This is a genomic window from Exiguobacterium sp. B2(2022) (assembly GCF_028823655.1).
In the GTDB taxonomy this organism is placed as follows: domain Bacteria; phylum Bacillota; class Bacilli; order Exiguobacteriales; family Exiguobacteriaceae; genus Exiguobacterium; species Exiguobacterium aestuarii_A.
Genome location: NZ_JAPEHX010000054.1, coordinates 1 through 20588 on the forward strand (window position 1 = coordinate 1; position 20588 = coordinate 20588).

Annotated in this window: 12 protein-coding genes and 1 riboswitch; all 12 genes read right to left on the reverse strand. The window is 42.9% G+C overall.

Annotated features, from left to right (window positions below; all coding sequences use genetic code 11):
• Positions 1 to 620, reverse strand: a 620-nt coding sequence (locus tag ON063_RS11265) for a hypothetical protein (RefSeq protein ID WP_274665202.1), incomplete at its 3' end; no start/stop codon positions are given.
• Positions 621 to 736: 116 nt separating this feature from the next.
• Complete coding sequence (locus tag ON063_RS11270) at positions 737 to 1504, reverse strand: transglutaminase-like domain-containing protein (RefSeq protein ID WP_274665203.1); 768 nt, start codon at positions 1502 to 1504, stop codon at positions 737 to 739.
• A 13-nt stretch (positions 1505 to 1517) separates the two neighbouring features.
• A riboswitch (cyclic di-GMP riboswitch) is annotated at positions 1518 to 1594 on the reverse strand.
• A gap of 286 nt (positions 1595 to 1880) precedes the next feature.
• Positions 1881 to 6386 carry an Ig-like domain-containing protein gene (locus ON063_RS11275; RefSeq protein ID WP_274665204.1) on the reverse strand — a complete coding sequence of 1502 codons (4506 nt, stop codon included), beginning with the start codon at positions 6384 to 6386 and terminating at the stop codon, positions 1881 to 1883.
• Between the two features lie 226 nt (positions 6387 to 6612).
• Complete coding sequence (locus ON063_RS11280) at positions 6613 to 7377, reverse strand: SH3 domain-containing protein (protein WP_274665205.1); 765 nt, start codon at positions 7375 to 7377, stop codon at positions 6613 to 6615.
• A gap of 227 nt (positions 7378 to 7604) precedes the next feature.
• Positions 7605 to 8468 carry a hypothetical protein gene (locus ON063_RS11285; RefSeq protein WP_274665206.1) on the reverse strand — a complete coding sequence of 288 codons (864 nt, stop codon included), beginning with the start codon at positions 8466 to 8468 and terminating at the stop codon, positions 7605 to 7607.
• Entirely contained in the window at positions 8465 to 8785 is a 321-nt protein-coding gene (locus tag ON063_RS11290) for a hypothetical protein (RefSeq protein WP_274665207.1), read from the reverse strand. The genes ON063_RS11285 and ON063_RS11290 overlap by 4 nt, the downstream gene beginning before the upstream one ends.
• On the reverse strand, positions 8766 to 9542 hold the full coding sequence (locus ON063_RS11295) for a hypothetical protein (RefSeq protein WP_274665208.1): 777 nt from the start codon (positions 9540 to 9542) through the stop codon (positions 8766 to 8768). The genes ON063_RS11290 and ON063_RS11295 overlap by 20 nt, the downstream gene beginning before the upstream one ends.
• Positions 9539 to 11911 carry a dynamin family protein gene (locus ON063_RS11300; RefSeq protein ID WP_274665209.1) on the reverse strand — a complete coding sequence of 791 codons (2373 nt, stop codon included), beginning with the start codon at positions 11909 to 11911 and terminating at the stop codon, positions 9539 to 9541. Before ON063_RS11300 ends, ON063_RS11295 begins: the two co-directional genes overlap by 4 nt.
• On the reverse strand, positions 11884 to 14097 hold the full coding sequence (locus ON063_RS11305; protein ID WP_274665210.1) for a dynamin family protein: 2214 nt from the start codon (positions 14095 to 14097) through the stop codon (positions 11884 to 11886). Before ON063_RS11305 ends, ON063_RS11300 begins: the two co-directional genes overlap by 28 nt.
• A complete protein-coding gene (locus ON063_RS11310) occupies positions 14090 to 16171 on the reverse strand; it encodes a dynamin family protein (RefSeq protein ID WP_274665211.1) in 2082 nt (693 codons plus the stop codon). Before ON063_RS11310 ends, ON063_RS11305 begins: the two co-directional genes overlap by 8 nt.
• Positions 16172 to 16335: 164 nt before the next feature.
• Complete coding sequence (locus tag ON063_RS11315) at positions 16336 to 18459, reverse strand: DUF262 domain-containing protein (RefSeq protein WP_274665212.1); 2124 nt, start codon at positions 18457 to 18459, stop codon at positions 16336 to 16338.
• On the reverse strand, positions 18446 to 20125 hold the full coding sequence (locus ON063_RS11320) for a DUF262 domain-containing protein (protein WP_274665213.1): 1680 nt from the start codon (positions 20123 to 20125) through the stop codon (positions 18446 to 18448). Before ON063_RS11320 ends, ON063_RS11315 begins: the two co-directional genes overlap by 14 nt.
• Positions 20126 to 20588 lie beyond the last annotated feature (463 nt).

Here is a 20588-nt window from a genome sequence, read left to right on the forward strand (position 1 = left end):
TTCACGTCAACGTTGAATAAGCCCATCGACTTTGTTTCACCTTCGTCGATAAAGTTCAACGGTTGGTTCGTCACGGCTCGATACATCTTGAGCTGTTCTGGGATTTGGAATCGGTACGTCGATCCTTCTCCATATGGATGTCCGTTCGCAAGCGCCCAATTGTAGTCAATTTTGACGATCGAATCCGTCGTGACGACATCTACCGTCCCCCCGGTCTCTGTCGTTTCGGTCACTACATAATCGGTCAAGATTTCATCCTGGATGTCGAGCACTGCTTCCTTCGAAGCTTTTTGATCCGCTACCGGTTCTTCAGATTTCGGCTTATCTGGAGTTGGTGTTTCTCCACCTTCCTCGCTCGGTTGGTCCGGTGGTGCGGTTTCTGTCGCCGGATCACTCTCATCTGAAGGTGTCGGAGTCGTTTCTGGAGAAGCTTCTCCTTCTCCAGGTGAGGTCGCATCCGGAGTCGTTTCTCCAGATGACTCATCAAGCAATTGATTCGATTCTTCTGTGCTCTCTGTTTGGGAAGAATCAACCGTTCCTTCCGCATATGCAAGTTCAGTTACAGCGAACGGCTGTACGACAAGCAAGACGGTCAAGACAATGGATAACCATCGTTTCATGTACGTTTCCTCCTGTGTCTTTGTTTGTAGACATCACAAACGTGGAACAAGGAGACTCGCCTCAAAGAACACACCAAAAAAAGGCCGCCTTCTCAAGAAGGGACCTTGGTCATTGTTCAGTAATAGATTGAGGCACGATAGTCAGAGGCGCTACGGAACGTCGTCGTACGTTTCTCCGTCACATCCCGTGTCACATCAACGATGCGCCACTTTCCACTAATAAATACTTCATTCCAAGCATGATACCCCGTCACTCCCTTTGCGGAACCCATGACAAGACGGGTCGGAATGCCTTGCGCGCGTAGAAGTGCTGCATTCAACGAAGCGAAGTCATAGCAAATCCCACGTTTCGTCCGTAACGTTGTCGCGTGATCAGGCAAATACGTAGAAGTGAGTTTGGTGAGTTTTTTATAGTCATAGGCAATGGTCTTGCCGACATGACGGCTTGTCACGAGCGTTTGCTGTGAAGTAGAGTAGGATGAACGTGACAGCGACGAAGCGAGGCGCGACGTCACACGATCGATGAAAACGTTTTGAGTCGAATGGAGATACGGTGCCGATGAGTGTATGAGACGGACCGTTTTCTGAAGGAGGCTGATGCGCTTATAGCGTTTGCCGTCCGATGACTGATAGAGCGCGAATGTATAATCCCCGTTCCCGTAGTTTAAATTGAAATGATTCTTCCCCTTGTAGACATCATGATAGCGAACCTGCTTGCCTTGTCGAATCTCTAATTTAAATGAGCCTTTGTCTTGGCTCGAGATATACACGTCAACTTTCCCCGTCCGTGTATCGACACGCGTACTCGCCGCATCTACGGCGGCAGGTCGCAACACAATCAAAGCGAACAACAATACCAACATCCCCGTGAAGAATTTCTTCATGAGACGAACCTCCTTTGGAAACTGGCTGCCATGTTAAAGGCCCTTTAGCTTTGCGTCACTAGCTTTCGCATAGTTTTGCCATTATCAGTGAAGTCTTACATGACTAATTTAGCATATAGGTATATTGAACCTCTTAATCTTTTTGTGATTCAGGTGAATGTATGTGCTTTTTGAGTCTTTATGCCTAAAAAATCGACCTCTCGGAAGATGAAGTTCCTTAGAACAAATGAAACGGCTGTATGGATATTTCGCTGAATCAACCGAACAACCGTCTTTTTTCTAATCAACTACATGTCTAAAAAGCGTCCCCCTACAAGTCGGATTGTTCCGAGGAACTTGTAGGGGGACGCTTTAATGTGCGGACATATTTTTAAAGTTATCGAGTAACTTTAATCATTTTCTTCATATCTTGATACCCGCTCTGTTTCATCTTCACTGTGACTGTCACGCCTGATTTCTGACGTGGAATCACTAGTTTATAATTTCCTCGGGAATCGACTTTAGCCGTCTTGCTGATGGCTTTCGTCCCGACAAATGCCTGAACCGTCGCCCCTTCGTTCCCTTTACCCGTCACGTAAGTCTGACTCGCCCGAACCGAGTTGACAGAAAATGTACGGAACGTGTTGAGGACACGTAGCGACGTGAGCGGCGAAAGGTTGCCGGCGGCGTCTAACGCACGAACCGATACGGTTGCACCGACTTTTGTCGTCTTCATATCGTAGCGATACACACCCGTACCGCTTGCTTTCGCTTTATACGTGCGGTTGTTGTAGTAAATGTACACCATTGCTCCCTTTTCCGCTTTCCCCGTCACGCGAGTCGATTTGTTCGTGAGCGTGAGTAAAGTCGGTCGATCAGGTGCTTTCTTATCGATGGTGAATGTAAGTTGTGTGATGTTCCCAGCGGCATCCGTCACACGAAGTGTATAAGCTCCAGAAGTACTCACTTTCGTCTGATTGGCAATCCGTCTTCCGTTCAATGTTGCCGTTCCTTCATTGAACTTGATGACGAGATCTTTATTCGTCAATTGACGATGCGTCACACCAGTTACGACTGGGGAGGTGCGATCAATCGTAAACGTTTCGCTCCGCTTGTTCCCATGCTCATCTGTAATCTCCAACGTATACTTCCCTGCTGTGGCAATCGTTGTCCCGGAAAGGAATGGCTTCCCGTTCAATGTTGCCGTTCCTTCTGTAAAGGTTGGTTTCACTTCTCGATAGGCGACTTTTCCTGACGTGAAGCCGCTGACTGCAGGAGGTGTCGCATCAATCGTGAAGTGAACGACCGTCTGATTTCCAGCTCGATCGGTGACGGTTAATGTATAGTTCCCGTCAGTCGTGATGACTTGACCCGATGTGAACGGTTTTCCGTTCAGCGTTGCCTCTCCCTCACTAAATGTCGGTTGAGCGGACGGGTACGTACCTTCTTCTGTCACACCTTGAACCTCGACCGCTGTCTTATCGATGGTGAACGTGATTTTTGTGACGTTCCCTGCCTTATCTTTGACCTCTAGTTCATAGACGCCTTCTTCCGAGACGACTGTCCCACTCGTGAACGTTTTGTCGTTTAAGGTCGCGGTTCCTTCGCTGAAGGTCGGACGTACCGATTGATAGTGTCCGTCAGCCGTCACACCTTGAACTTCGACAGCTGTCTTATCGACGGTGAACATTACTTTGGTGACATTTAAGGCTTTATCTTTGACCACTAGTTCATAGATGCCTTCTTCCGACACGAGCGCCCCGCTCACGAACGGTTTATCGTTCAAAGTCGCGGTTCCTTCGCTGAAGGTCGGACGTACCGATTGATAGTATCCATCAGCTGTCACGCCTTGAACTTCGACCGCCGTCTTATCGATGGTGAACGTGACCTTCGTGACGTTCCCCGCCTCATCCTTGACCACTAAGTTATATACGCCTTCTTCCGATACGACCGTCCCACTCGTGAACGGTTTATCGTTCAAGGTCGCGGTTCCTTCGCTGAAGGTCGGACGTGCCGATTGATAGTATCCATCAGCCGTCACACCCTGAACTTCGACTGCCGTTTTATCGATGGTAAACGTGACCTTCGTGACGTTCCCCGCCTCATCTTTGACCACTAGTTCATAGACGCCTTCTTCCGACACGACCGTCCCACTCGTGAACGGTTTGTCGTTCAAGGTCGCGGTTCCTTCGCTGAATGTCGGACGTGCCGTTTGATAGTGTCCGTTAGCCGTCACGCCTTGAACTTCGACTGCCGTCTTATCGATGGTGAACGTAAGTTTTGTGACGTTCCCCGCTTCATCTTTGACCACTAGTTCATAGACGCCTTCTTCCGATACAATCGTCCCACTTGTGAATGGCTTGTCGTTCAAAGTCGCGGTACCTTCTCCAAAGACTGGAGTAATATTTCGGTTAAGTGATCCGTTTTGAACATTGCTGACGACAGGCGCGGTACGGTCAATCTTGAATGATTGCTTCGTTTCATGTCCAGCTTTGTCTCGAACAATCAGCGTATACGTTCCGTCTGTCGTAATCGATTGACCTGACGTAAACGATTTCCCATTCAACAACGCTACTCCTTCATTGAAGGTCGGTGTTACGATTTGATTGGTCAAACCGTTCGGCACTCCCGTCAAAACAGGCGCTTGCTGATCCAACGTGAAACGCACGGTTGTCTGATTGTTCGCTTCATCCTTAACCACCAACTCATAGGTTCCATCCGTTTCAATACGGACAGGCGATTTGACAACATTGCCATTCAACGTCGCTGTCCCTTCATTGAACGTGAACGAGACAGGCTGAGCATAGAAATGGTCATGTGACACACCTGTCACGATCGGTGCAATCACATCTTGAATCGACTTCGTCCAAACGTCACTCGCCAGCATCCCGTGAGTCGCTTGGATTGAGAATGTTGATTGATTGGTTAACTGTAGGCCGTCGAAGACGAATCGACCCGTTTCATCGGTCGTCACGGTAGATGCGTCTGCGCCGAGTGTCAATGTCACATGTGTCCCCGGTTCCGCCGTTCCTTGAATCGACGTATCTCGGTTCGTCACAGGATCAATCGTCATGACTTCATATCGACGGGATACGGTCTCAGATGTACGATCAATCTCATCCTTCGCATAAGCAGAGAGGCTCACGGTCTCATTGAGCGTGAAGGGACCTTCATAAACAGATGCTTGATTGTTGCGTGTGACATGAATCGTCCCATCGGTCGCCGTCAATCCAACCGTCTGACCTTTCAAATAGATACCACTGTCGAGTGTGACAGTTACGACTGGAACGTCCGTCTTATACACTCGATATGACCATCGATGAATCTTACCGTAAGCATCGGTCATCGAGAAACGTAACGTCCGATCTTCCGGAGTCTTCAAATCGACACGGAACGTCCCGTTCGCTTTCGTTTGAAGCTGTTCTCCGTTCAAGTATAGAGTCGACAACGGAATGAATGATCCCGATACTGACACCTGTCCATCCTGTTCGAATACAGGTGTGCTTTCGAGTCGGAATGGTAACGTATCATATAATTGATTCGTCGCAGTCATCGAATAGACACTGTTCGACCCTGACATAACGACCATTCCATCTTGGGAAGGCGTATAGTACCCGAAGGTGAAGTATGTGCCACGAAGTTGCCCCTTCACATTTACTCCTCCGGTCAATCGTAATCGTCCACCCACGTACACATTGCCGTTCAATACCGTTCCTTGTCCAAGTGTCAATGTGGCACCTGGCATGATGTAAATATCTTGGTTCACCGTTGTGTAACTCCAAGACTCATTTGACTTGACGATGCGCGCATCGACAGGCGTAATTGGAGCGAGCGTTTTAACTGTGAAAGACAACCCTTCCGTCACGATCGTTTCATTCGCATTCATATCTTGAATACGCAAGGACTGGAGTTTCCATGTTGCTGCTTCTTTAGGGAATGCGCTACGAGGCAGCTCCATGTTAAACCCATCTGACGTGACATGTGTACTTGATAATGTCTTGGTTTCATTGATTTCGTTCACAAACGTGGCATCGACTGACTTTAGCTTCAAGTCGTCAGACGCAAAGATTTTGAAGGATTGGAAATCACCTTCATCAAGCTCGAGTGTTGCCGAATCGATTTTTGCGAAGGTTGGTTTGACTGTGTCGGACGAAGGATATCTTAATATAAAACCTTGAGTATCTTCTTCATTTCGATAGATAGTTCGGCTATTCGATTGTGCGTCCACAAGATTCACGAACCCCATGACGTAGCGCCCGGATTCCATCCCATCTTCGATCAAAAGCGTCCCTTCATAGACACCGTCCCCCTGATGATCCATGGACACATACTGCCATGCGCCGGTGATTGGTTTTTTCAAGAAAAAAGACACGTAAGGAATCTGGTTCGAGTCATCTCTCGCCTCGACGCGCACACTCACTTCGTCCCCCACCGTAAATTCTCCTGATTCAATCGTATAGCTAATGAGTTCAGGAGCAGTTGTGTCACTGTTCGTTCCATATACTTCAAACCCTTGGACATCATCTTTTTCACGATAGACGGTTCGACTATTCGATTGTGCGTCCACGAGATTCACGAACCCCATGACGTAGCGCCCGGATTCCATCCCATCTTCGATCAAAAGCGTCCCTTCATAGACACCGTCCCCCTGATGATCCATGGACACATACTGCCATGCGCCGGTGATTGGTTTTTTCAAGAAAAAAGACACGTAAGGAATCTGGGGCGAGTCATCTCTCGCCTCGACGCGCACACTCACTTCGTCCCCCACCGTGTACTCTCCTGATTCAATCGTATAGCTGATCAGTTCAGGTGCCTCTGTATCCTCCACTGCTAATCCTGAATAAGGTAATGAATGCACTAATAATATAATGATAATCAATTGAGCCAACCACTTCTTCATATGTTTTCCTCTTCTCTTTTCTCATATGTAGGTTTTTGAATATGAATCCTATAAATCCCATATAAAAATATAGCACGTTTTCCAAAAACAGAATGACCTATTTTATAAAAATAGGGGCATGAACAACACAAAAAAGCGGAGTGACCAGTTTCGATCACTCCACTTTCCTAAACGCTTATTTATACATAAATTTACTACTCTACATTTCATACGTAGAATTCCTATTTTATTCAGAAAACTCAATCTCAATTCCTGATCCGGCCATATAATATTTAAAGGAGTCTCCATTTGCACGGAACGTTCCTTCTTTGAAATAACGCATCCGATTATGCCAGTCTTCCATAACAAGACGTTCCACCTCAGTCATATGTGCAGATGCCACGCTCGCATAGTTTTTAGCTTCTTGTGTATCAGGTCCGTACACCAACTCACCCATCATTTGAATGGATTCGTATTGATATTTCATCATTGCCTCACGTTCCTTTGGTCTGACACCTGGTTTATAGGCATCACCGAACCAATGTCTCATGACTAAAATTCCTTTGTCTTCGAGGTGAAACACCTGAAGGAAATTCTGTTCTCCCTTTTCATATTTATAGCCAATGAGACGAATACCCTCAAATTCGGTGAAACGGGGATCTAGCTTCACCTTTTCAAATAGAGCTGTTGGGGAAGGACGATCAATCTCGATCTTCGGCTTCACCACACTCAAATCTCGGTTTGCAGTCCATCCCGTTTTCTTACCCGTACGCACCTTACTCCAACTACCGACTGTCTCGAGTACTGTGACAGTCTGATTCTTTTTGACGTTAAGGATGACTTTTGCCTTCCGACTACGTGATGCATAGATTTTACTCGATTTGTTGAACTGCTTTTCAATCGCTGCTTCGACTTTACTCACATCACCTTGAGAAAAAGGAATCTGGGCTGGTGACAGTACGGCTGTCAAACAAAACACTGCTAACATAACGCCACTTAACAACTTCTTCATATGTATAGCCTCCATGACTTTATTCTTTTTATTTAGTGTATCAAGAGGCATAGGCACTCTGTCGGCAGTTTTTAAGAAATAGGAAAACCGATTTTTTATCTATTATTGCTATTCAGGTTCTTCTCTTAAAAGAAATGAATTATTCATAAACTAATCCTTCTTCGTCCGTATTTTAAAAACAAGATCAGTCTGTTTTGCCTCAGGCAATTTGAACTGATCTTGTTGTTTTATGCATCTATTTTTTGATACCGTTTCAACTTCTCAATTAGTCCTTCTTGAACCTGTAGAGCTTCTTGTCTTTCGATGGCTCGTGATTCTGATAATTCATCTACAATCTCAGATAACTTTACAATGCCTTCATGGAATAAGCGCATCCGATCTTCGAAATGGTTCGACATCGCTTCCATCTGTTCTTGAGAAGAACTAAATGCCTCATTCGACTCCTCGACATGCTCATTTACAGTATTGAGTTCTTCCTGTATATCTTGCAGCAATAAATTTTGATTCTTCACTAACCGAGACAGTTTCGTACCAAATTCTGATTGACTCTCTGTATGTGTTCGTTGTGTCTCGAGTTGATGTTGCATACTCGAATGCATTCGTTCCAATTGTTCGATTTGCGTATGTAATGCAGTAGACAAACGCTCCATACTTTCTGCAATCAACACTTGGCGTTGTTCCTCTCGTTTCGCCTGCTCCGCGTGAACGTGTTGCCAGTCTTCTTGAATACGCAAAAAATGCTTCTCTTGCTCAAGGTGTTGCTGACGGTTGATTGTGAAAAACTCATCCATTTTCAAAAACCATTCTGCTTGATGACCATTCATGAGTGCGAATAGTTCGGTTTGAGACTGTTGCGATTGGTGCGACAGAACGTTCTGCCAGTTGTTAAGCTCGCTCACAAGAGCTTGTTGATTCTCAGAAGTTTGTTTTTTTGACTCTTCAAACATGTGAAAGAGTGTCTGACCGACTGCGAAAATCGCTAACGAGAATACGCCAATCAACGTCCATTTCACCCAATTTGTCGTTTGTGTGATGGCCGCGAGCGAACCTGCTGCAATCGCCATGGTGACCGATAGTTGATAGTTCTTCATTTCAAATCCTCCAATTTCACTTCCTCATGCCATTCAGGAAGTGTTTCATAAAAAAGTTGCAAGGTGTCTTTCGATACTTTTTGATCCATAGCATGTTCGAGGGTTGTCCATTTTTCTAATGCTACTTTTGGATAAATTGTTTCTAGGAAAATGGTTGCGACATCATCTAGTCGTTTCGTTCGTTCCACCACAGACAATGCTTCTAACGTTTCGCAAAATTGTCGCCAATCTTCCAGACAATCTGGTCGATATCTCGTTAGAAACTGTGATAGATTACTTTCGATTTTTCGACAGTTCTCATCCAGCAAATGAATCATTCAGACTCCCCCATTTCCTTAACACTTGTAACCACTGAGCCACATCCCGCTTTCCATACAAATCAAGCGTTCCAATTTGCTCCAGTTGAATTAAGCGTTTGACCACTTGTTGAAAATAAGGCCGGGGAGGGTAGCCATAGTAGAGCCAAGTCTCGTTCAACATATCCATCCCAATGTTCAACCATTCGGTTTGCCATTCTTCATAAGAAACATCCTTTGTCTCAAGACGAAGACCTGCATGCTTCAAAAAGGATAAAGCGATTGGAGGTATTGATTGATGAAATGATAAAGAATTTTTCTTTAACAAATCCGAAAAGGTAAAGGTGTCAAAGGAAACTTGATGAATCCACGACCACATGTCTCCTTTTAAGACAATATCTTTTGAAATGACGGTGTGACATTGTCTACGATCGAGCAAAGGCTTCATCCATATTTCCAATCGATCCCCTATGACGACGCTGACAGTATGATCCGCCCTAAACGATATATGATGTAAATCGTTTGGATGAACATATTCCACGTCATAGAAATTCGTCAACGTAAATGTCGAGTCTTCTCGAATCGGAAATGGACCAGACGAGGTGACGGATTTTTTAAACAATTCAGTGACAAGTCGCGGCTCTCCGACGACAAACAACTTCGTTCTTTGAAACGTGTAGGTGGGTGTCGGTTCATTGCTCAACGCTTGCCAGTACGAATATTCAGAAGTGAGACGGGCAGCATCAATCTGCTGCCCGAGCATCGTCATACACTTCATTTTTGTAAAATCTCCGTTTTCAATTGTGCAATGTAGGCAATCTGACGTTCAATGTTTGCCTCTGATGCATCAAATTCAACTCGTTCAGTTGATTTCTCATTTTTTAGTTTCGTGAGACGTTCTTCCCATTCACTTAATTCTTCACGATAATGCCGCGGTAATTCTTCTTCCATCACTCGTTGAATGTTGAGAGTCTCAAGTTGTAACCATTGTTCGAATGCTTCACCCTCTTCTCGAATGAGCCTGTCTACCGTTCCTTCTACTTGTTCTTGGATGTGCTGTGTCTCAGCCTTTTTCATTGCCTCGATTTCTTCTCGTTCTAACTGTTGAAGCTGTCGTTCGCGTTCGTCTTGTAAATACTTTCGCTTCTGATCGATTTTTTGTTTAAGTGTTTCTTTTTCGCCAGCCTCGCGTAGCATCTCATCTAACAATTCTTGTTTTTTCGTGAAGGCGTGCAACACTTGTTGACGCTCTGCGTGGAAGCGAGCTTGATGCTCGTAATCAATACGCATATCTTGTTGCCGATCGGCATCCATCGTTTTACCGATTCGAACAGCAACCGTTTCTAGAGGACTCGTAATTTGATCAAGCGCTTTCCACATCGATGCATCTTTCTTAGTAGAGCGCTTTTCCGTTTCTTCTACCAATGTTTGAACGATGGTTGCTGTCATCTCTTTTCTTTTACGTTTCGCCGCTTCTTTTGGATCTTCTTGTTCATTTTCAGTGCTCTCTTCTTCACTCTGTTTTTGATTCTGTTCTTGCTCATTCTTCACTTGTTCTTTATCTTGCTGGTCTTTTACGAATTCTTCAGCTGCTTGCTTCGTTTTTTCAGTAACTACAACTTTCCCACCTGCATGCGCTCCTGCACCGAGCCTTTTTGTAAGTACAGCCAATGCAACTGCAGCTCCGATATCAGCGACACGACCCACTATCTTCAGTGTATTTTCCATCTTATGAGGATCAAACGATTCATCAACTATGTACATGGGCTCATACGGTTGATGTAACATATCTTGTAATTTTTCAAGTTCATCACGTAAGGTTTGGACAGTTTCTGCAGAAGAATCTGATTCCACGTGAGCAATCTCAGCTAATTTTGCTTCATGCTCTTCCACCATACGTTGTCGCCGTTCATCATAAGCTTGTTGGAACTCATCAAAAGACCACGCATTAAAGTTAACCGTCACATCTCCCTCAATCGGTTGTAACGTATAACGAATCCCACTCAACAATCCATCGAACTCACGCTTCACGGAGTCATGGACATTTCTGCGCAGCTCGATCAGTACTTCTTGAGCGACATTTTCATCGAGCTTCGTCATCAATTGAGATTCTAATTGATTCTGTGCCCATTCAAGCTGTTCTTCGATCATGTCTTTCATTTTTTTGTAAGTTTGTTTCAATGATTCGTGAAATTGAGATAATTCGATTTCCACTTGTTCATTCAATTGATTTTTTTGAAGATGAACTCGCTCCATCGCTTCTTGTAACTGTTCACCTGTCTCGTCCGCACTTAGCTTTTGAAGATATAAGTCTTGTTCTAAACGTACGGTCACTTGATTCAACCAATGAATCATCGCATGTACGAAACGACTTTCTTTAAGTGCGTGCGTATTGGTCACTAAATCAGGAATCAACTGTTCGGTCACTTGTGACAAACCAGCACCAGTTTTCGCGCTGACAGCAACAAGTGGATAATACTTGCCAAGCTCTTCAACTAATTGATTCGTCGTATGCTCCATAACTTCTTGAAGCGATGTTTCCGATAAGTGATCGATTTTGTTGATGACAAAATACAAATTTGGTTGATACGGGATCAACTGTTTTAAATATAGAATGTCTTCCGCCGTAAGTCCTTGCCATGACATCACATAAATGGCCGCATCACAACGGAGCATCGCTTCTTCAGTCATGCTAATGTGATGGGCATACTTTGTATTGCGCCCTGGTGTATCGACGAGCTGTAGCGTCGGCTGATTCGCAAGTTCAGAAGTAGCAATATGAATGGATGTCCAGTTTTTCTGTGTACCACTCGCTACATACTGAGAAAATTCTTCTGAACTGACGAATTCAATCTCGCCATCCGTTGTCGTAGCATGAATCTTTGGTTCGCCATAACCGATGGTGGTCAAGATTGTCGTTGACTCATTCGTATGGGTAGGAAGAAGCGATTTCCCGATGATTCGGTTTAGAAGTTCTGATTTCCCGACACTAAATGACCCAAATACGCCGACTCGAACCGTTTGGTCTTGTAAAGAGCCAAACAGAGAGGCAAATTCTTTTTCCTCACGTTCCAATAAACCGAGCTCTTGCTGCACCGTTTCCATAAGGGATTCATTGATTAAGGTAGAAGTACGTTCAATTTGCATTCTTGTAACCTCTCTTTCGCTTGTTCTAAATCTACAGATACACGACTTAATTGTTGTTGAATTCGTTCTTTTTCTTCTGCTGACTCGTTCATCATCTTTTCCATTACGGTTTGTTCTTCGCGGAGACTTGCTAGCAACTCATCTTGAGCCTCTAAATGTAAATCAATTTCTCCTCTTGCCACTTGAAGCGTGTCACATTCTTCGAAAAATGTTTCAAACTCATCACGCTGTCGTCTTCCGTTACTCTTAATTTGTTTGATGACTCGACGTACTTCTTTTGTCACCATTTTTTTATCCGCTTCATTTTGTTCTTTCATTTGTTCGAAACGAATCCGTTTCTTTTCTCTTTCGAGTTCTTCTTTTGCTTTTCTCCACTCTTCCATTGACTCGAATCGACTAACCCCTTCGATGAGACCATCTGTGTTGTCATGGTGACGAGCTGTCAATTCTCGAAGCGCTCTTCGTAATTCATCTTGTTGTTGAATCAAACGTTCATACTCCTTATTTTCAACCCACATCTTATTTACTTTATCCGATAGAATCACACGCGTTCGAATGACCGTTTTTTCAATACGTTTTGGATTTTGTCCCAGTAATAGTGCGTTGCTCTCTAATTCTTGTTGCAAAAGTTTACGTTCCATCTCATAGTGATGATTCTTTTCACTCTTTATCCCTTTAACTCTTCTAAGTTCAATCAATTGTTGGTAGTCTTCATCCATATCTTTCAGTTTTTCCTCAATATCCTCGAGCTCAATTTGAGAAGTCACATGTGCATCAACTTGTCGCTGCTTCACTTTTAAAGAAACAGGCATTGATGAAATGGCTACCTCTTCTTTAAATTGAAGATCAAATTGCTCGACATACTCATCCATCTCACGCTTCAACGTTTTAGATAGCTTCTTCAATGCTTGCTGGAATAATTGCTCGAGTTGGTCAGTATGTTGTTCTAGGTCTTCTTCGATGTCCTCTAAGTCCCCAATCCATTCAATCTGATTCAATGAATCAATCAATTCATTTTCGAGTTGAGTGACACTTGTGTTTAAGTCTTCCACACTTTTTTCGATGGACGTGTCGAACGTCTTCTTAATCTCTCTAACTTGTTGATTTAATTCTGTTCGCCGTACGTCGTAACGAAGTTTGAGCAAATCGAACTGTTTCGCCATTTCTTCGACATCAATGGATTGGTTCAACACATCCTCAATTTTGTGAAGCAAGCCACCCATGCGTTTATAGTACTGCTCCAAATCAAAGAAAGGAGACTGCAAGGCATCTCTCGTCTGCTCACCGTCAAACAAGTAATGTTCTAACTTCTCTTCGAACATCTCAAAACGTGAGGCAGTACGTAAATCTTCGACCGACCAATCTACAAACTTATCGGGTTCGACAGTTGCATCATGGGCTTTCAATGCCTGAAGGGCACTGACCGGATAAACTTGGGCCAATGGCACATTACAATATTCGTTTTGACGCAATGCGGTTTCAAGTGATCGAACGACTTCTTCAATCTCATTTTTCGGAATGCCGTCTAACCGGTTTGCGACAAAGAAAATGCGGTCGATCGAATCCGACAGGTCTTTCAAAAACTCAAACTCTGTCCGTTTTCCAGGTTGCTCCATGTTGAAGAGTAGGATGCTAGCCTGAGACGTCCGAATCTTGTCCTTTGTGATACGTTCGTGCTCAGGGTTGAGGGCCTGTAGCCCTGGTGTATCGACAAGAACAACACCGTTTTGGAGATAAGGGGAGTCGATAAATAAATCAACATGTCGAATGGCGTGTGATACATCCAACAACTTACTCATCTCAGTCACATATTGATCGAGTTGGTCAAAAGACACCTCTTCTTCTTTCCCATCGTAGTAGTGCACGATGGCACATTCATGACCCGGACCTTCCGTCTGGTGACGGATGAAGTTGATGGTTGCTGTCGTTGGCGTGACACGCGATGGCAACACTTCCTTCTGCAACAAAGCGTTAATAAAGGTGGATTTACCCGTCGAGAATTCTCCAACGACCACAATTTCAAAGCGTTGTTGCAAAAACTGATTTTCTTGTTGCTGTAGGAGTTTCATCCAATCTTGTAACTCGGTGTAATCAGGAAATACGGATAACGTTTCTTCTGCCGTCTGTTTGGCTTCTGTAAAAAGTTGAGTAATCGCATCAAGTTGTTGAGTAAATTCTTTACGCATGAGTTTCTCCTTTATAACGAGTCACTTGTAGGTGTTGAAGTGTCTTCGCCTTTTCTTGGTTAATGTATTTCTTAAAATTAATTGTGAATTGTCGTAGCACTTTAGCCATCGCTTCATTCGTATCTTCTAGCGCGTCGACAATCGTCGCATGAATCTCCTCTGCCTGTTCATCCATAAATTGAGTGTCCGAAGAACTGAAACGAAGTAATTCTTGAATCTCTTGAATGGTGTTCGCCTCGTAGTCTTCTATTTTCTTTTCGTGAAGCTGAATCTCTCGCTCTAGCCTCACTGATTCTTCTCCCGCTTCTTTCATTTGCTTGGCAGATTGCTCCATTACTTGCTGAAGTGTCTGATCATGTTGTTGTTTCAACTCTTCATACTTTTCCGACCACTCATCACGAGCCGTCGAATCTCTATGCACAGTGCGCTCTTTAAATAACAGCCACTTCCGTTTTACTTCGACGTTCTTTTCGACTTCAGGCATCTTTCCAAGCGATTGAATCTCAAGCTTCCAATCTGCATCAATGTTTGCAACTTTTATGTCACGCTGCTCGGGTAATTCATGAAGCTTTTGATCCGCACGTTTAGATGAGTTGATTAACCTCGTACGCTTCGATTTGAACTGTTTCATCTCTTTTGTTCGATTTTCAATCATTTGCATTAAATCTAGCTTTTCATTCAGTTGAATATTGCTCTTCAACTCAACTTTGGCAACATCCCAGTCTACCTTGTGTTCTAAGTCGAACACTTCCATCGCTTGAAAGAAGCGAGCAAGTTCATCTTCAATATCTACACGACGTCGGTCCACATGATTCGTAAACAGGTAATGAACCTCTTCATTCCATTGTTTGAGTAAAGATAGACATTCTTCTTGATACGTCTGATATTCAGCCATGACACTTTGAAATTTCGACTTTTCCAAATGCTTATCACTTTCTCGTCGAAAAGTTTTTCGGAATTGTCGCTCTTCTTTATTCTTTTTCATTTGGACTTCTTTCAGTTGAAGGATCAACTGTTCATCAGCTGAGTCTGAATCAAATGTGATATCTGCTAGCAAGTTCGTCCCATGTGTTTCGATGTGATCGTAGCTCTCGATAATCAATTGGCGAAGTCGTGCCTCACGTAATTGACGTTCTTTTTCCTGTTCTATCGATAAAGACTGATTCATACTCTCGTACGATTCGATTCGTAACATCAATTCTTCATACGCATGTCGTAGACTGTTTAGTTCCGAGCTTTCATAGGCTTTCGTCTCCATATACATAGAAAGCTCTTGTTCAAGCTGCAGAAGTCCCGATTCATCAAGCAGCTTTTCATTCCCCGAATGTTTAGCTTCCATCGCCTGAAGCGATGCTACCGGAAAGATAGCTGGGATATCCGAACAATAGGTGGCTAACCTTTTTTCCATTGCCACTTTCACGTCTTGCCATTGTGTCTCGCTAATCGTGTCATAACGGGTTCCGACAAGAATGACATGTTTGCCTTGTTGGAGAAAGCGTTGAATCAATTCATCATCGACCACATCAATTCCTCGGGGTGCCTGAAACAGGTAAAGCACCGTCGCTGAAGAAAATAAAATGTCCTCCGTCGTCTCGAATGCTTCAATCGTTCGTGAGTTCGCACCAGGAGTGTCCACTAAAATCAAATCATCATTGAGAAACGGAACATCGAGATAAAGATCCACATAACGTGGTTCTAAGGATACAGAAGACTCTTTTTGAAAAGTCGTATACTTTTCAATCTTCTCTGGATCCATTCGTCCTTCTTCAATGATTTCTCCATTAGCAGCAACAGTTTTAAAAGTCGGGAGTTGCCCATTCTGTATAGCAAAGATTCGAGTAATCGTTTTTGTCGTTTCGTTCGTGTGTGCTTTTAAGTATGTATGACCGAGCAATGCGTTGAGCAAAGCTGATTTTCCTGCACTAAACTGACCGACGGCAAGAATCTGGCTTCTTGTATGCTCAAAGTGTTCTTGAAGATGTTGAATATCGTTTGCAAGGAATGGATCATCTGCATATAAAGAAACCCATTCCTCAAGTGATTGTTTCATTTGCTCTTTACTTAATAATTCCAAGCATAACCCTCCTTGTTCCTCAGTTGTTATTATAAGGAATTTAAAGAGGTTGGGGTTTACTTTTTTTGTTAAAGGTCAATAAAATAGTGATTCTTCATAAATAATCGACAGAATAAAAAAGGGACGACACATATGCGCCATCCCTCTCAAGTTTATTCCGAAAATTATTTAACTTTTGTTGCCGCTGATTGCCCCGCTAACCAACGAGTCAATCGAACACCTTGCATGACAACGTCTTCATCTGTCGAGATCAGATTTTGGATGAAGTCTTCATCAACATCCCCCTCTACTTTCCATGTTTTATCGACAAGGTGCAAAACAATCCCGTTCACATTCATTTCACTGAGGTAATCGTAGTACACTTCTTCTACAATCACTACTGGATTACGTGCAGCCACTTCGATGTATATCGGATTCGCATGGGACCCTTGCAAGTTGACGCCGTTCAACCGCTCAATTTGCAATGCGTTTTCGCCTGTGAAAGTAAATACGTGCCCTTTATCGGTCATTACGAGTTCGTATTGTGTCATGTAGTAACGCCAGTCTCTTTCCCCCGACCAATGATGAATGATTTGTTTAAGTGATTCATTCATCGGACCATCCATGTGTATCAATCGCTCAATCAATGTATCAATCACAAACTGTACTTGTTTTTCGTCTTCATCTACTTTATTTTTACTCAATTGATTCGTCCAAACAAACCCTTGATACTTTGTTCCTCCAAATACATAACGAGGCCCTAAGTTAGAACGTCCGATTACTAGCGAATAGTCTTCAATCGATAACATAGCTCTTGAAACGAGGGATGGTGGTGCTTGTAACAAATCGTAAAACACATCCACAGCGACTTCGCCGTGTTTCGTGAAAATCGGGAATATGCGATGCGTCAATCCTTTTAATACTGGATGATCCTCTAGACGATACAGCAATGATTTTTTCTCAATGTTTTCATTGATCCAGTTTTGCTTCTCAATCTCATGTTTAACAATTTGGTCATTGAAAGGACTCTGTAATTTCTCAAGACGCTCGATAATTGTACCTTCGCCAATAATCAACTGTTCAATCTGTTTATACAAAGAACTGAACATTTCAAAACGTAAGTTCGAGTTATATACACCTTGGTTGTTTTGTCGGATTCCCTCAATCAAGTTACGTATGACACGAACGAGTTGAGTGTCTTGTGATGATGAGTTCTGCTTAATCACCAGAATGGCATAGACAGCAAATTGATCTTCATTGGAGAGAGTCCCTGTCAAAAATCGTTCTAATAATTCCTGATGGAGTAAAGGTATTTCTTTCAGATATATCGAAAAGTCATGAGCCATTTCGTCAGCTGTTGACCACGTATTGAGTACATCAAATAAGAAACGTACCGATTCTGGTTCGCGATAAATGTCGGAAAATACTTCTGGCATGGTCACGTTGTTGAATAAATCTTCTTGATCCTCGAATTGATCAACGTCTAGTCGAAGTGCAAGAATACTCGAAACAAAACGAAAGACATTTAAAAAAGTCGCGTCAATCGTTTGAGTCTTTGAATCGCGATGTGGCCAAATTAAATCGGACCAGTCTACTTCAATTTTTGTTGAGAATTCTTGTTGCTCGTTCATCCATCCTTGTCTTTCTAACATTTGCTCAAACTGTGCTTTAAAGTGCTCAAATGAAGTAAGGGGCTTTCCACGTGAGTTCATTTTGATGTACAAACTTTCATCAAGACGAAACTCGTCTAGGTCAAGGTAATGGAACGTGATGTTTGGTTCTTCGTTTTCTAAATCTGGTAAATCTGACACTGAGACATCTTTAAACGCGTCATCAAGTTGATCCATCATCGTGAGTGCACCTTGGATGGTTGGATCATGTAACCATGCCTCGTGGAACCATTTTTGCTGTTGAATCACCATACTCAATGATCGCTTTGGAATTTCTATAATTTTCTCTGTACGAATCGCATGAAAGAAGTCACGGGCACTGATCCGTGTTTCATACGTAAATCCGTGTAAATATGCCGGAAGTGCCTGTCTGCGATACCGTCCGATGTACCAATATAAAAGAAACAATGTGGTCAATCGTTGTTGACCGTCTAGAGGTCTTAGGGTGTTGTTTCGGACAGTCCCATAAATAAAATCAAAGTCTAGTTCTTTTTGTTCAAGTGTCGCTTGCCTAAGCTGTTCGACGATTTCTTGACGAACTCGTGTTGCGTGTGAATCCGTTCTACCTTGAGCATAATCCCGCTGAATCATCGGAATTTCGATAGCCTGTGTCTCTAAAAGCGATTTAAACGTATGCATGCGTATCCTCCTCAAAATAGTGTTTGAATGTATCAACGATGACCTTCACATACTCTTCTTGATCTTTTGATGACCAATACTCAAAATGTTCTGGTTGGTTCGAGTAATATTTCCAAAACACTTTTCGGGTCGCTGGAGGAACGTATCCACCAGCTCGTTCATGCTGTTTTAACGCTTCAAATTTAATTGGATAATAGTGATTGCCTAATGTCGAATTTACACGTCGGTCTAACAAAGCAAGATTTCCTAATCCGTGAAGATCTTCACCTTCAATGAACAGCTTGCTGTACTTCTCTTTCAATACGATTTCAATCTCTTTCACCATCTCTTCAAACGCAATTCGGTCAAAATCACTTTGTAACGTGGTTTGAATCGATTCAATCAATTCTCGATGTTCTGATGGTGAAAGTAGCTTCGATGCATCTTTCAACCACTGTGACCACTGTTTTCGATTTTTTAACTCTTCGGTCTTCTGCGCATGAATATGCTCGAGTGACCAGTGTTCTTTCGCATAATGATCAAACGGGAATCGATGCGTATCCCGTACTGAACGCATTTCCTCTAAAATATTGAACAAGAGAAGGGCATCTTGAATCTCAGGATTATGGGTCCCATAACGATATTCATACATTCCATCCAAGTCGTTAGGAAGTGTCTTACGCACATACTGTCGCAACTTAGAAATGAATGTTTCTTTCGAATCAATAGTGTCCTGATTGTATAGAGCAATCAGCTCTGGAAGCATATGCTTACTGTTTTTCGCATGTAACAGATATCCGATGAGATGATATGTTTCGCGATGAGCGTACCATTCTTGAAGTCGTGCATATAACACACGTGTTTCTTTCCAGAAATGGTGATGTTTCGGCATTTGATAAAATGTATAAAAAGGATCAATCTGATCTGAAGTTTTACCAACAATCATATCGAACAACAATTCAATCCGATTCGTATAAAATTGAGTCGGTTCGATAAAGTACCAAAATGCATCGTCTTGTAACGTCTGTTCCATTTCCTCCCACTGTAGAGCAAGCTCTTGTCGAGCGTTTTCTTTCAATGGTTGAAGAAGGGACGCTTTGATCAACTCAGCGTTCGTCAATGGAATTTTTCCCACATTAAGTCGCATGAAGAGTTCGTGAACATCTGTCGTTTCAGGCACTTCATACCAAATTACTTTAGTATGCTGCATCAGTATGTCACGAAATCTACTTACCACTTCCTCATCCTGCGGTTGAAAATTCATAAGCCACGCTTGGATGGTCATACACGCTTCTTTAAAATAGTAGTGGTCGACATCTTGGGGTTCTTCCATTGCATACTCTTGAATCGCAGACAAGATGCGTTGACTCTTCGGTCTCGTTTCATAAGAAACTGTAAACGTCGACTCGCCCAAACATTGAAGTAAAATTGAAATCGTAGTCAACCGTTGTTGGCCATCAATTACCTCGAATTCATGTTCCTTTCGTTTTCGTACAACAATTGGCTGTAAACAATAAAACTGACCATCTTGAATCTCATTATTCTCCTCATTCATAAATTCATATAAATCGTTCAGTAAATTTTCGACTTGCTGTCGATCCCAACGATATCCGCGCTGATAAGACGGAACAAAGTAGTGTGATTCCTTCCCAATTTTATCAATTGTTTTTAAATCCAACGTTTCCATTTGGATCATCTCCTTATAATCGAATCTTCGCTTTTACATTATAAGGAATTTCATCTCTTGACATATTCATTTTTCATAGATAGAGGAAATAAGTTTTCTTTAAATCTATAACTCACTAAATATGCCCAAACAAAAACCACCGCTTCATCAAAGCGATGGCTTCCTACTCTCAAAATGTAATTTTTGCATGAGCGTCTGCTATTAGATCTGCGAACTGAGTATGATTAAGCTGTCTCCCGTCACTTTCATTTCCATAAACAATTCGCACACAGCGAGTTCAATATTTTGAATCTCTTACTGCATCAAGGTAAGAAGCGAGATTCGTCTACTTTTGCCTCGTTAAAAGATTATATAGCAATCGCTCATACGAAAAGAGTTGGAAATTAGCTAACACATCATGCTCCACTATTCCATCACGTGATGAATTAGAAAATTAAGTGCAACACCCAAAAGTGAACACAAA